This is a genomic window from Roseinatronobacter domitianus, from assembly GCF_023336755.1.
Taxonomy (GTDB): domain Bacteria; phylum Pseudomonadota; class Alphaproteobacteria; order Rhodobacterales; family Rhodobacteraceae; genus Roseinatronobacter; species Roseinatronobacter domitianus.
The window spans coordinates 46,770-59,206 of the sequence record NZ_JALZWP010000009.1 but is presented as its reverse complement, the minus strand read 5'-3'; the positions used below and the strand labels follow the sequence as shown (position 1 = coordinate 59,206).

The 12,437-nt window shown below is 61.5% G+C and carries 13 protein-coding genes; all 13 read right to left on the bottom strand.

Annotated features, from left to right (window positions below; all coding sequences use genetic code 11):
• The 13 genes from M3N55_RS10465 to phnC all read right to left on the bottom strand — a co-directional run bounded on the left by M3N55_RS10465 (window position 1) and on the right by phnC (window position 12,369).
• The gene (locus M3N55_RS10465) at window positions 1–1,167 is read right to left on the bottom strand and encodes a nucleotide sugar dehydrogenase (RefSeq protein ID WP_249058602.1); all 1,167 of its coding nucleotides are present in this window, start codon (window positions 1,165–1,167) and stop codon (window positions 1–3) included.
• An 85-nt stretch (window positions 1,168–1,252) separates the two neighbouring features.
• A complete protein-coding gene (locus M3N55_RS10460; RefSeq protein WP_249058601.1) occupies window positions 1,253–2,125 on the bottom strand; it encodes a glycosyltransferase family 2 protein in 873 nt (290 codons plus the stop codon).
• Window positions 2,122–2,961, bottom strand: a complete 840-nt coding sequence (locus tag M3N55_RS10455) for a hypothetical protein (protein WP_249058600.1) — start codon at window positions 2,959–2,961, stop codon at window positions 2,122–2,124. The genes M3N55_RS10460 and M3N55_RS10455 overlap by 4 nt, the downstream gene beginning before the upstream one ends.
• The gene (locus M3N55_RS10450) at window positions 2,958–3,914 is read right to left on the bottom strand and encodes a glycosyltransferase family 2 protein (RefSeq protein ID WP_249058599.1); all 957 of its coding nucleotides are present in this window, start codon (window positions 3,912–3,914) and stop codon (window positions 2,958–2,960) included. The genes M3N55_RS10455 and M3N55_RS10450 overlap by 4 nt, the downstream gene beginning before the upstream one ends.
• Window positions 3,911–5,110 (bottom strand): glycosyltransferase family 4 protein, encoded by a 1,200-nt coding sequence (locus M3N55_RS10445; protein ID WP_249058598.1) that lies wholly within the window; start codon window positions 5,108–5,110, stop codon window positions 3,911–3,913. The genes M3N55_RS10450 and M3N55_RS10445 overlap by 4 nt, the downstream gene beginning before the upstream one ends.
• The gene (locus tag M3N55_RS10440; RefSeq protein ID WP_249058597.1) at window positions 5,107–5,982 is read right to left on the bottom strand and encodes a hypothetical protein; all 876 of its coding nucleotides are present in this window, start codon (window positions 5,980–5,982) and stop codon (window positions 5,107–5,109) included. The genes M3N55_RS10445 and M3N55_RS10440 overlap by 4 nt, the downstream gene beginning before the upstream one ends.
• Window positions 5,975–6,817: a sulfotransferase gene (locus M3N55_RS10435; RefSeq protein ID WP_249058596.1), complete on the bottom strand. Its 843-nt coding sequence runs from the start codon at window positions 6,815–6,817 to the stop codon at window positions 5,975–5,977. Before M3N55_RS10435 ends, M3N55_RS10440 begins: the two co-directional genes overlap by 8 nt.
• Complete coding sequence (locus M3N55_RS10430) at window positions 6,814–7,503, bottom strand: acylneuraminate cytidylyltransferase family protein (RefSeq protein WP_249058594.1); 690 nt, start codon at window positions 7,501–7,503, stop codon at window positions 6,814–6,816. The genes M3N55_RS10435 and M3N55_RS10430 overlap by 4 nt, the downstream gene beginning before the upstream one ends.
• On the bottom strand, window positions 7,500–8,630 hold the full coding sequence (gene neuC, locus M3N55_RS10425) for a UDP-N-acetylglucosamine 2-epimerase (protein ID WP_249058593.1): 1,131 nt from the start codon (window positions 8,628–8,630) through the stop codon (window positions 7,500–7,502). The genes M3N55_RS10430 and neuC overlap by 4 nt, the downstream gene beginning before the upstream one ends.
• Entirely contained in the window at window positions 8,627–9,673 is a 1,047-nt protein-coding gene (locus tag M3N55_RS10420) for an N-acetylneuraminate synthase family protein (protein WP_249058590.1), read from the bottom strand. The genes neuC and M3N55_RS10420 overlap by 4 nt, the downstream gene beginning before the upstream one ends.
• Before the next feature lie 256 nt (window positions 9,674–9,929).
• Window positions 9,930–10,742, bottom strand: coding sequence for a phosphonate ABC transporter, permease protein PhnE (phnE, locus tag M3N55_RS10415; RefSeq protein WP_249058588.1), 813 nt, complete (start codon window positions 10,740–10,742; stop codon window positions 9,930–9,932).
• Window positions 10,739–11,545 (bottom strand): phosphonate ABC transporter, permease protein PhnE, encoded by an 807-nt coding sequence (gene phnE, locus M3N55_RS10410; protein WP_249058585.1) that lies wholly within the window; start codon window positions 11,543–11,545, stop codon window positions 10,739–10,741. The genes phnE (M3N55_RS10415) and phnE (M3N55_RS10410) overlap by 4 nt, the downstream gene beginning before the upstream one ends.
• The gene (gene phnC / locus M3N55_RS10405; RefSeq protein ID WP_249058584.1) at window positions 11,542–12,369 is read right to left on the bottom strand and encodes a phosphonate ABC transporter ATP-binding protein; all 828 of its coding nucleotides are present in this window, start codon (window positions 12,367–12,369) and stop codon (window positions 11,542–11,544) included. Before phnC ends, phnE (M3N55_RS10410) begins: the two co-directional genes overlap by 4 nt.
• Between the last annotated feature and the right edge of the window lie 68 nt (window positions 12,370–12,437).

Sequence of the window (12,437 nt, the reverse complement as noted above, 5' to 3'; positions counted from 1 at the left end):
CTAGTTGGCACCGAACAGGTCGCGGGTAAACACCTTGTCGCTGACATCGCGAATATCATCGGTCAGACGGTTGGCAATGATGACCTCGGCCTCGGCCTTGAAGGCGTCCAGATCGCGCACCACGCGAGAGCCGAAGAAGCTGTCTTCCTGCATCACCGGCTCATAGACGATCACCTCGATCCCCTTGGCCTTGACGCGCTTCATGATGCCCTGAATGGAGCTTTGCCGGAAATTATCGCTGCCCGCTTTCATCACCAGTCGGTAGACGCCGACGGTTCGGGGTTTGCGCGCGACGATCTGATCGGCCAGAAAATCCTTGCGGGTGCGGTTCGCGTCGACAATGGCTGCGATCAGGTTTTGCGGCACGGCGGCGTAATTGGCCAGCAACTGGCGCGTGTCTTTGGGAAGGCAGTATCCCCCATAGCCAAAAGACGGGTTGTTGTAATGCGGTCCAATTCTTGGGTCCAGCCCGACCCCGGTGATGATCTGGCGGGTATCCATGCCACCGGCCATCGCATAGCTGTCCAATTCGTTGAAGAACGCAACGCGCATGGCAAGATAGGTATTGGCAAACAGTTTGATCGCCTCGGCCTCATCCGGGTCTGTCAAAAGCACGGGAATGTCCGCTGCAATAGCGCCCTCTATCAGCAGTTGCGCAAAGGCCCGCGCCCGGTCGGACCGTTCGCCCACGACGATGCGGCTGGGATAGAGGTTGTCATGCAACGCCTGTCCTTCGCGCAGAAATTCGGGGCTGAATACGATCCTGTCGCTGCCAAATTCGGCGCGCATTTTACGGATATACCCGACCGGAATGGTTGATTTAATGACGATCAGCGCATGGTCGTTTTCCGCCAGCACCGTGCGGATAACGCTATCGACAGAGGAGGTGTCGAAGAAATTGTGCTGCGGGTCGTAATCTGTGGGCGTGGCCACCACGACGAAATCGGCATCTGGAAGCGCGCTTGACAGGTCTGTCGTCGCGCGCAGGTTCAGCGGTTTGTTCGCAAGGTAGTCCGACAGGTCCGGATCTTCGATCGGGGATTGCGCCGCGTTTACCGCCGACACGCGATGCGCGTCGATATCGACAGCGGTCACATGGTTTTTCTGCGCCAGCAAAACCGCATTGGACAGCCCGACATAGCCAAGACCCACGACAGTAATTTTCATTTTCAAAACCTTCCCGACCCCAAAAATTGTCGCATACGGTGGCGGCAGCTAACCCGGTTCGCGCCGGGTTTGCAACCATTCGGGGCTACCGCATTGGCGCGCGGCGCAACACCAGAACGGCCAGTGTTTCGCTGATTTCCAAAGCCTTGATCCGCAGGATCAGCGCCGCGGCTTTCAGTTTTGCAGTGCCGCCGGGGCTTTGCTTTTTCAACAGAATGCGGAACCTCACCACCGGGGGTGCTAGTGTGATCGGCAGAGCGCGCCAGCCGTCACGGGCTGCGCGCCCTCCCGCGACGCGCCGCGCCTTTATCAGAAGGGCTGCAAGGTCGCTACGCAGCGGATGGCGCAATATGGCCTGTGGGCAATAGACCAATGCAGGACCGGGGCCGGAATACTGCCGTGCGGCGCGTTTGCAAAACTCCACATCACCGCCGGATTTCAGGCTGGCATCGAACCCGCGCGTGTCTTCAAATAGCGCGCGCGGCATGAACAGGCTGGCGGTGGCGGCTACGCCGTCGCGGACATAGATATCCTGATTGATCCCGAAGAAGAAATCATAACTTTCTGCCCAGTTAAGATCGGTCATGTCGTGGGCGGTGCTGAACATTTGCACAGCGCCCGAAATCAGCCCGTCATGAGATTCTGCGCAGTGCAGGAAAGCGGCCAGCCAATCGGGGTTCGGCAGACAATCGCTATCGGTAAAGGCCAGAAAGCGCCCGCGCGCCGACGCCGCCCCACGGTTGCGCGCGGCGTAGGACCCGGGGCGCGCTTCGGTCAGGATTTGCAGGCGCGGGTCTTGGGGGAAATCTGCTGGGGGCGGATCGTCGGGGGCATTGTTGACCAGCAGGATCTCGAAATCCGTCACGCTTTGCGCCAACAGCGCCGCCACAAGCATCCGCGCGCGGGGCCAGTCATGATAGCTGGGCGCGATCACCGATATGAGCGGCGTGCCCGTCATCCGAAGAACGCAGGCAAGCGCGGGTGCAAGGCCGATGAGGCATGGCCGCAGAACAGCTCTACCCCGGTGGGTGCCAGCCATTGATCGCGCACTATCATCAAGACCCGGTCCACCGTTACGCCGGCCAGTGTCGGGTCCATGGTGCGGTGGATGGTGCCGGGTTGTGCGGTGCTGAACCACGACAGTTGCGGGTCTTCGTCCCAGAAATAGCGCGTGTCATTCAGGTCTACGCCGGCCAGCACAATGCGTTTGTAACCCATCTCGGCCCCGAAGGTTGCCGCTTGCACAATAGAGGCACGCGCGAAGAGCAGCAGACCCGTCGCCCGTGTCAGCCCAATGCTGCGCACAAGCGCAAGGGCGCGTTCCAAGCGTGGCTCTGTCGTGACTGGCAAGTTGACCTTGTTCAGAACCCGCAGGCTTTGCACCGTAGTGTCGGGCAGGCGTGACAGGTCCAGTTGATTGCGCTCCATGTCTTTGTAGATCATCATCACATGGGCCATGCGCGCCGCGCGTTCGGTCAGGAAATCTTCTAACTGGCGGGTGCGGTCGTCGGTTGGCCCGGCTTCGAACTGGTAGAAGCGCGGGGTAAAGGGATGCAGCATCCAGAAATTCAGGCCAAGCGTGTCGTAATCGCGGTCCAGCCGTTGCCAGTCGGCATCGGTCAGGCGGTTGATGGATCGCCCCGACCCCAGCACAACCAATGTGTCGGACTGCTTCCGCGACCGCGCTTCGGTCAATGCAAACGGGGCAAGCCCTGCGGCACGGCGCAAGCGCGCAACCTTGCGCACGCGCCGCGTTTCCGAGCGTATCCAGCGCAGATCATCCACCAGTGTCATCGCTGCACGTCCCTCAATATGGCTTCGGCCCGCGCGCCTGCACGTCTGGCCGACCAGGAATTCGCGATGTGACGCGCGAAGGACGGGCGCAGATACCGCATGCTTCCAGTCAGCCAGTCGCTGACCAACGCGGGATGATGTTTGCGCAAGGCCCGCATGAAGCGGCGATACAGGTCTTGGCGGTGCACCAGACGCAGCGCGCCCAACCGTTCGGTTGCGGTGGCGGGCAGGAACTCTGCCATCGCTTCAAACGCGTTATCGAAAGCCTCGGTTTCCAGCAGGCGCGCGGCGGGGCTATCATAGCCTTGCCCATTCGGACCTTGCAAAGCGGGCGGATGCGCGCGGCCTTCGCGCACCGGCGCGACCGGCAGCCACAGGCAACGGCCACCCGACAAGGCAATGTAAGCAACCACCAGAACTTGCGGATAGGTGCGCGCGGCATAGCAGCCTGCATCCAGCCGGGATTGCAGGAATGGCAGCGCCGCGCGTGCGGCCTCGGCGCGGTAGACCAGCCCCGGTGCGTGACCGCTCGCATCGCGCAGATCGGCCAGCGACAGGGTCTCAGGATGGTCACGCCCGCGCTTGCGCGTGCCCGCGGCATCCATGAACCATGTGGCCGCGAAATCGGGCGCGTGCTCGCGCAGCATGGCTTGCGTGGCGCGCAGAGCTTCGGGGTCGCACAGGTCGTCATCCGCGCTCAGCAGGATATGGGTCGTGGCGCACTGCGCGATCAATTCGGCGAAGGTTGCCGCATAGCCCAGATTGGTTGCATGGCGGTGCAGCGTTATACGCCCTGAAAACGGCGCCAGTGCCTGCGCCACGGCCTCGTCCGGGCCGTCATCAATGACGGTCACGGGCAGATCGGGCAGAGCGTCCAGCACGCCCGCAACCTGCAACGCCACGTCCTCGGCGCGGCGGTAGCTGGGAATACCGATGCTCAGCGTAAAAGTCATGGAACCGCGCGCTTTGCTTGAACCGCGTCCGTCAGGATCGCCTCTATCTGGTTGTGGCAGGCTTCCATTGTGAAACGTTCGGTCACGACGGCCTGCGCGCGGGCCGACAGCCGGTCCCGCAAGGCCGGGTCCGACACAAGCCGCGCCAGACTATCACGAATGGCATCGGTATCGTCGGACGCAACCAGTAGGGCGTTGTCCTCATGCGTGAAAATCTCTGGATTGCCATCTACAGCGGTGGCCAGCACCGCGCAGCCGGCGGCAGAGGCTTCAAGGTTCACCCGCGCAAAGGGTTCGACCCGCGACAGCATGGTGAAAATATCGGCAGCCCACAGAACCGGCCGCACATCCTGCACGAAGCCCAGGAAATGCACTCTTGGTGCCAGCGCATCCGGCAGATGCGCGGCGCGGAAAGCGGCAATATCCTCGGCGCTGCCGCCACCAATAATATAATGCAGATCGGGATTTTGCGCCTGCAAGCCCTGAGCGGCCGCCATTAGCAGGTCCAACCCTTTGCGAGGTTTCATGCTGCCCAGAAACGCCACCACAGGAGCGTCTTCAGCGATCCCCAACTGCGCGCGCAAAGCCTGTCCCTGCGCCGGGTCTGGACGGAATTGCTCGGCGTGAATACCATTGTAAACTGTGTGAACCTGGTCTGGGCGCAATCCGGTGCCCGGCACCTCCAGCACCAGTTTGCGCACGGCTTCTGACACACAGATCACCGCGCGCGCCCGGCCCAGCATACGTGACAACCGCCCCAGCGCCCGACCGCGCGGTTTGAGGTAGTTTTCAGCCTCGCGCACATGGATCACGACGGGCCGCTTGCGCAGCCAAGCGGCCAAAACAGGGGCGGAATGCAGCACTGTGTTGACATATACAAGGTCCACTATGCGAGCTTCGCGCCAGACCCGTCCCAGCCGCGCCAACTTGCACAGCCGCCTCTGCACCCGCAGCCATGCCTGTTCCACCCTGTAGGTAAGCGGGGCGCGTGTGGTGTCGGGAACCCCATTGCAGGGGTTCAACACCTTTATGTCAATTCCCTGTTCACGTGCGAAGCTCACCAGATCACCCGCGCCATGTGTCAACAGACGAATATCGTGCCTCTGCACAAGATGCAGGCATGCGAAAATCAGGCTGCGCGGTGCGCCATACAGCAGTGATTCATGCGAGATGGCCAAGATACTCAGACGGGTCATGGTCGCGAACGTCCTTTCCGTAATTGGGCCAGACCGGTCGCCTTGTAAATTCTGTAGCTCATCGCAATAGCGTTCCATTTTAGGTTATGCAGTCGGTAATGCAGGAAAGATTCAGGCTTGCGCGTTCCATTGGCCCGCACCCGGCTTGCCCGTAGCTTGGTCAGTCGCAGGGTTACTGGGTTAGTTCTAACCACATGTTTCAGCAGTTTTTCGCCATGTAGTGGGCCGTAGGCGCTGCAATACTCTAGCGCGGCGCCCAGCCTATTCCCGTAAGTTCGGGCGGCCACGCGCCCTTTGCATAGAGCAAACCGGTCGTTTAGCCCGCGCCAATGCTGCCAATTCGCCACTGTGACTACCTGATCCGCCCGGTCTTGCAAAAGCCGCCCAACTGCGCCGGTAAAATCATCATGGTATAGAAGGTCGGGGCGCAAGAACAGAAACAGTTCGGTGCGATCCGGTACTGGGTCTGCCAGTGCTGCTTCTGTCACAATGTCAAGCGACCGAAGCTGGTGCAATAGATTGCGACGTGAGCGTCCGCCATCGCCCCATGTGTCACCGAAAGATGTGATCTTGTTCGCCTCTATCTGCGGCAGGAATTGGTCCGGTGGGTCGATCTGTATCCAGTCTGGTGCAAGCAGTTTCCAGTCATCTGCGCCGACACCGACATGTTCGCCACTGCGTGGGTTGTCGATCTGACGCTGGTCGAAGAAATGCGCAAAAATGCGGCAAGGTCCGAGGGCTTGCGCTGGATTGATCACATTTTGGCGCAATGCATCTATTGTGTGCGGCAGGGATCTGGTGATCCCGAAAAAGCACAGGGTGATCTGCGGATCTGCCTCCGACACCTGTTGGGCGTAGGGTGCATTACACATTTGTATTCCACGCTAGAGGGCGGCCATCCAGCAACGGGGCAATGGCGTGTGCTTGCTCTGCCCGCCAATCCGCCAGATCACGTTCCAGCCCGGCGCGCTCTGCGTCTGTCACCGGCATCGGGGCCGGGGGGTTGAACCTGTCCCAAAGGCTTTGCACCAGTTGCTTGGCCCCCACGGCCTTGACCACGCGGCGCAGTGGCTCCAGCTCGGGCCGGATCAGCACCCGCGTCGCCACGTCATGGCGGCGTAGCGCGTCCGCCGTGCGATTGCGTTGTTCGCCCTGCTCAACGCGGATCGTAGGCAAGTCCAGCCCATTGCAAACCCGATCCATTATAGCTTGGGGGGCTTTTGCCAAGTCTTCTGCCTGAAGCACCATGACCGGGCCAAAACGCTTCTGGTAGGGGCGTATCTGCGCCGCGTAGTCGCCATAATCGCGGTAGCGCGGGTCTGCCGCCACGGCTTCGCGCAGCGGGCGCGTTTCGCCATGCACCCGCCGGTTGAACAAATACTGGCTGACGATCCGCGCTACGGGTTCACGGATCATGTAGATTATGCGCGCCTCTGGGCAGGCATCTGCCAGCCGCGCGGGCGCATTCGTCACAGTGGGGTGCTTGGTGTATTGCGTGCTCGACTCGCCCCGGTAGCGACAGCCCGCGCCCGCCTTGAACAGCGCCAGATAGCGTTCGGTATCTTGCTGGTCCGGGCTGCTTTTGGAAAAGTAGCTGGGTTCCTTCGGGTCGCACATAAAGATGTCTGGGTGCTGGTCCAGATAGGCGTGCAGCGCCGTGGTGCCCGCCTTCATGGCGCCGACGATGAACAGATTGGGCCAGCTCATGCGCGCGCCTCCAGCAACGCTTCGACACGGCTGAAATCCGCCAATGTGTCGATGTCGAATGCGCGGTCGAGCGGTGTTTCCACCATGCCCACGCCGTGCACTGCCAAGGCGCCAAGGCTGCCCGCGCGGCGATAGGCGTCGGCGTCAAAGACATAGACCGCGCCATCTGGCCTATAGACAGGAGGCAGTTCGGCGCGATTGGTGAAGCAATGCGCGGCATCGCGCGACAAGGGCACAAAACGCCCGTTTTCGGCGGTGCCCCATTTCAGCACGCCAGACTCGGCGCGGGTGGCGGACATCACCAAGGCATGCTCGCCAGTGGCATGCAGTGCGATTGCGCGCGCAATGTCCTGCGGCGCGCGCAGCGGCGTGGTGGCCTGCAACAGCACAATGGTCGCGGGGCCGGGCGCGTCATGGGTCAGCACATGGTCCAGCACGGCATCCATTGGCGTGGTATCCTGCGCCAGATGCGCCGGGCGGGGCGCGAAACGCGCACCGGGGCCAAGCTCGGCGCTGGCCAGTTCCGCAATATCGCTGGTGACAAGCGCTGGGGAAATGCCTGCGGCACGCGCCTGTTCAAGCGCATGCGCATAAAGCGGGCGGCCCGCCAGCAACCGGGTATTCTTGCCCGGCAGCCCCTTGGAGCCTGCGCGCAGCGGCACAATGGCAAGGCAAGGCGCGGTCATGTTGCACCTTCGGTGAAGTGTTTTTGCAGGGGCCGCGTCCAGAAAACGGGATCGGCCAGAACCGACAGGAAATTATCGGCGGCCCGACCTGCGCCGAATTCCTGGCTGGGGGCGTGGCGCTTGCCCCAGTCGTCGCGCAGGAACGTGGCGATTCCGGCGTGGTCGTCAGCGGCGGCTTGATGCACAGAGGCACTGAGCGCGCGATTGGTCTGGCGCGTGCCGATATCAAGGCTGGGGATGCCAAGGAACGGCGCCTCGCGCACGCCGGTGCTGGAATTGCCGATGATGGCCGCCGCGTTGCGCAAGAGTTCCGAGAAATGTGCAAACCGCATCGACGGCAGTACCCGGAACCGCGCCGGTGGCAGGGCGGCGATCACCGCCTGAATCGCATCTACGCCGGGGTCGTTATTGGGGCGGATTACGACAAAGCCATGGCCCGACGCGTCCAGCACGCGAAACAGGTCGGCGGCCTGTTGGCCCATGCTAGAGGCTTCTGACGTGACCGGGTGAAAGATCACGATGCCATAGCTGTCGAAGGGAATGTCATAGCGCGCGCGCACCGCATCAAGCGTGACACCAGAGGGCGCGGAATGGGTGTCGAGTTCAGGCGAGCCGATGACATGCACGCAATCGGCGCTTTCGCCCATGGCCAGCACGCGGCGGCGCGCGGTCAGCGAACTGACAAGGTGGCTATGCGCCAGCTTGGTGTTGCAATGCCGAAACACCTCGTCAATGGTGCCCGACACTTCGCCGCCTTCGATATGCGCGCAGCGGATGTAATTCGTGGCGCAGACCAGCGCGGTGGCCATGGCTTCGACCCGGTCGCCATGAATTACAACCAGATCGGGCGGCTCTACCCGCAGATGGTCGGAAAAGCCGATAACCGTCTTGGCAAAGATCACGTCCTGCGGGTCGCCCTCGCGGTGGTTGAGGAATTCGACCACATCCACGCCCGGCACGCGATGCACCTCGACCTTGGTCAGCCCGTAGGCGGGCAGCATGTGCATTCCGGTCACGAAAAACGACACATGATGCCCCGCATCGCGCGCCGCAAGCGCCAGCGGTTCCAGCTTGCCGAAATCGGCGCGCGTGCCGGTGACGAAGAGGATGCGGCGCGGCTTGGTCATGTCAAATCGGACCATTTCAACTGCGTGTTCCGGGTAACGGCGCGGGTCAGTGTGCGCCCCACGACCTTGTCGAAATCATAACCAGCGATTTCACCGGAACCGGGGCGGCGCGCCCAGATATCGGCTTCGGTCAGCACATGGCCTTGGGGCAGGTCGGTATCTGCGACGATGCTGGCGCGGGCGAAACGGTAAACATCTTCCTCGGCGGTGCTACGCGCCTTGGGGTTGTTGGCCGCAATCCAGATTTCCCGCGAACGGTCGATCAGGAAGCGCAGTTCCGCCGGGTCCATCGAATTGATAATGTCGGGGCCCTTGCGGTAGCGCGTATCGGTATAGTGCCGCTCCAGAATCGACGCGCCAAGCGCGACCGAAGCCAGCGCCATTTCCGGGCCGATGGAATGGTCCGAAAAGCCGACAACGGCCTTCGGGAATGCCTCGCGCAATTCGGTGACACCGCGCAGCGATACGATTTCGGGCGGGCTGGGATAGAGGTTTGTGCATTCCAGCAGCGCATAATCCGCGCCTTCGGCATCGAGAATATCGACCGCCGCGCGGATGCTGTCGATGCTTTGCATCCCCGTGGACAGAATGATGGGCCGTCCCTTGCGCGCGATATGGCGGATCAGCGGCAGGTTGTCGGCCTCTCCCGAACCGATCTTGAAGGCCGGCACGTCAAGCGTGTCCAGAAAATCGGCAGCCGCGCGCGAAAACGGGGTGGAGATGTAGATCACCCCAAGGCTTTCGGTGTAGCGCTTCAGCTCTGCCTCATCTTCCAACGAGAGCGCGCAGGATGCCATGACATCCCAGATCGACACATCTGCATTGGGCGGGAAGATCGACTTGGCCTCATCCGTCATCTCGTCTTCCAGAATATGCGTCTGATGCTTGACACATTCGCAGCCAGAGGCGGCGGCAAGGCGCACCATTTCTTTGGCGACGGCCAGATCGCCGCCATGGTTGATGCCGATCTCGGCAATGACCAAGGGCGGATGCATGGGGCCGATGGCGCGGCCTGCGATTGTCAATTCCGGGGCAGATCGCATGCGCATCATCCTGTCGCTAGAAGGGGAGCAAAGCTTGGCAAGGTGCAGAATGCCCGGCGCATGTGTAATCTTTTGGTAGCATGATCCGTCACGGCAATCTGAATTTTGGGGTCGGTTTGCTTACGAACTATGCCCGCAAATGTCAGGCCGCGCCCCAATCTTTCATGGGTCGTAGGTTCCGGCACGGGCTTTGTCAACCAAGTGGCCGCCGCAAGTGGTTGCTTGCGGCGGCGGTGCCTGTGCGATGGGCATGGGGTTAGATGATCGCGTGGCGGACCTTCGCGGACACCCATTCGCTGACCACGACCGTGCCCAGAATGACCAGCAGGATCAGCGACACCTGGTTCCAGGCCAGAACGCTCATGCTCGCTTGAAGTTGCAAGCCGATGCCACCCGCGCCAACCAGCCCCAGAATGGCGCTTTCACGGATGTTGATGTCCCAGCGAAACACGCTGATGCCGTAGAATGTGGGCAGCACTTGCGGCACGATGGCATAGTTCAGGATTTGCGCTTGGCTGGCGCCCGTGGCGGTCACGGCCTCTATTTGCCTGACATCGGTTTCCTCGATCGCTTCATACAGCAGCTTGCCGATAAACCCGACCGACCGCAGCCCGATGGCGATAATCCCCGCCAGAATGCCCGGCCCTAGGATGGACACCAGAAGAAGTGCCCAGATCAACGAGTTGATGGACCGCGATGCCACGATCAGGAACAGGGCTATGGGGCGCAGGATGTGGCGCGATGGGGTTGTGTTCGACGCTGCAAGAAAGGCCAGCGGCACCGCCATTACAATGCCCAGCAAGGTGCCCAGCGTGGCGATGTTCATCGTGTCCCACAAGGGCCAGAGCAGGCTGTCGATATAGCCCCATTTCGGCGGAAAAGCACGGCCCAGCAGGTCATTCGCAGCGACCGGCGCGTCGTAGACGAAGGCCCAGATGGTGCGTTCTGTCATCATCTCCCAGCACCAGACGAACAGCGCGACGCAGGCCAGCCAACCGGCCCAGATGGCCAATCGGGTTTTCGGGGTGCGGTGGCGCCATATCGGTGCTTGTGCTTCGGTCGCGCTCATTTCAGGAACCTCCGCAAGTAGCCAGAGGAATACTCTGCCACCATGACAATCGCGATGATAATCAGCAGGATCGCGCCCGCCGTGTCATACTCATACCGGCCTAAAGCGGTGTTGAGCGTGCCGCCAATGCCGCCCGCGCCGACAATGCCAATGACGGCGGATTCGCGGAAATTGATGTCCAAGCGATACAGCGACAACCCGATCAGGCGCGGCATGACCTGTGGTTGAATGCCGTAATTGACCAGTTGCACCCAGCTTGCGCCGGTGGCCCGGATCGCTTCGGCCTGTTTTTCGTCAATGTCTTCAATCTCTTCGGCCAGCAGTTTTCCGATAAACCCGATGGTCGCGAAAGACAGGGTCAGGAACCCCGCGAACGCGCCAAAGCCGAACAGCGCCACGAAGAAGATGGCGATGATGATCTCTTGCAACGAGCGGCTGACCGCAATGATGCTGCGGCAGACAAGGTAGACCAGCCGCGGCGCGATATTGCGCGCGGCCCCCAGCCCGATAGGAATGGAGATCAGAACCCCCACCACGGTGGACGTAAAGGTCATCGTCAGGCTTTCGCCAATCCCGATCCAGATATCGCGCGAGCGCGAGGTGAAATCGGGTTGCAGGAACCCCGCGACAAAGCGTTGCGCGCGTGACAAGCCCTCGATCACGCGGGCGTAATTCACTTCGATGGTGCTGAAGGCCAGCAACAGGTAGACAATCGCGCCAAGTGTCAACGCAATGCGCCAGAAACGCGATTTGACCATCATCGGCGGGCGTCGCCACTGTGTTGGATAGGCCATGTGGCTCATAGTGCGCTCATCATCTTTGCGGCCTCGGCTTGCTCCTCGGCCTCTGCCGCCGCATCTTCATCCGCGCCCTTGCGCATGGCGGTCCAATCCTCTGCACCATAGATCAACGTCAAGGCGTCTTCGGACAGCTCCGATGGTGGGCCGTCGAACACCACGCGCCCGGCTTGCAACCCGATAATGCGGTCGCTGAATTGCTGCGCCAGAACAACGTCATGAATGTTGATGATCGCAGGCAGACCGCGCTCGCGGCAAATTTCGACAATCAGGCGCATGATCTGGCGGCTAGTTTTCGGGTCGAGGCTGGCGGTCGGCTCGTCGATCAGCAGCAATTCGGGGTCTTGCGCCAGCGCCCGCGCAATCCCCACACGCTGCCGCTGCCCGCCCGACAACGCATCGGCGCGCTTGTCGGCGTGTTGCATCAGCCCCACGCGGTCCAGCAAGCGGTAGGCATTGGCAATATCGGCGGCGGGGTATTTGCGCAGAAAAGACCGCCAGAACCCGACATAGCCCAAACGCCCCGACAGCACGTTTTCCATGACGGTCAGGCGTTCGACCAACGCGTATTCCTGAAAGATCATGCCAATCCGGCGGCGGGCGCGGCGCAATTCGCCGGTGCGCAGATCGGTGATGTTCAGGTCATTCAGCAACACTTTGCCGGTGGTCGGTTGCACCAGCCGGTTAATGCAGCGAATGAGCGTGGATTTCCCCGCCCCCGACGGGCCGATCAGGCCCAGAACCTCACCTTTCGGAATATCGAAGGACACATCGCTCAGCGCTTTGTCTCCCGTCTTGTAGGTCTTGCCCAGACCTTCGATTTTCAGCATGTCGCGCCCTTTCCAAACGGTAAAACAACAGGCAGGGGATGACCCTGCCTGCTGAAATAGCGGACCCT

Coding starts and splice junctions, on each gene's coding strand:
- M3N55_RS10440 (WP_249058597.1), bottom strand. CDS start 5,982: ATGTGTAATGCACCCTACGCCCAACAGGTGTCGGAGGCAGATCCGCAG.
- M3N55_RS10450 (WP_249058599.1), bottom strand. CDS start 3,914: ATGACTTTTACGCTGAGCATCGGTATTCCCAGCTACCGCCGCGCCGAG.
- M3N55_RS10460 (WP_249058601.1), bottom strand. CDS start 2,125: ATGACGGGCACGCCGCTCATATCGGTGATCGCGCCCAGCTATCATGAC.
- M3N55_RS10445 (WP_249058598.1), bottom strand. CDS start 5,110: ATGACCCGTCTGAGTATCTTGGCCATCTCGCATGAATCACTGCTGTAT.
- phnE (WP_249058588.1), bottom strand. CDS start 10,742: ATGAGCGCGACCGAAGCACAAGCACCGATATGGCGCCACCGCACCCCG.
- phnE (WP_249058585.1), bottom strand. CDS start 11,545: ATGAGCCACATGGCCTATCCAACACAGTGGCGACGCCCGCCGATGATG.
- M3N55_RS10420 (WP_249058590.1), bottom strand. CDS start 9,673: ATGCGATCTGCCCCGGAATTGACAATCGCAGGCCGCGCCATCGGCCCC.
- phnC (WP_249058584.1), bottom strand. CDS start 12,369: ATGCTGAAAATCGAAGGTCTGGGCAAGACCTACAAGACGGGAGACAAA.
- M3N55_RS10430 (WP_249058594.1), bottom strand. CDS start 7,503: ATGACCGCGCCTTGCCTTGCCATTGTGCCGCTGCGCGCAGGCTCCAAG.
- neuC (WP_249058593.1), bottom strand. CDS start 8,630: ATGACCAAGCCGCGCCGCATCCTCTTCGTCACCGGCACGCGCGCCGAT.
- M3N55_RS10455 (WP_249058600.1), bottom strand. CDS start 2,961: ATGACACTGGTGGATGATCTGCGCTGGATACGCTCGGAAACGCGGCGC.
- M3N55_RS10435 (WP_249058596.1), bottom strand. CDS start 6,817: ATGAGCTGGCCCAATCTGTTCATCGTCGGCGCCATGAAGGCGGGCACC.
- M3N55_RS10465 (WP_249058602.1), bottom strand. CDS start 1,167: ATGAAAATTACTGTCGTGGGTCTTGGCTATGTCGGGCTGTCCAATGCG.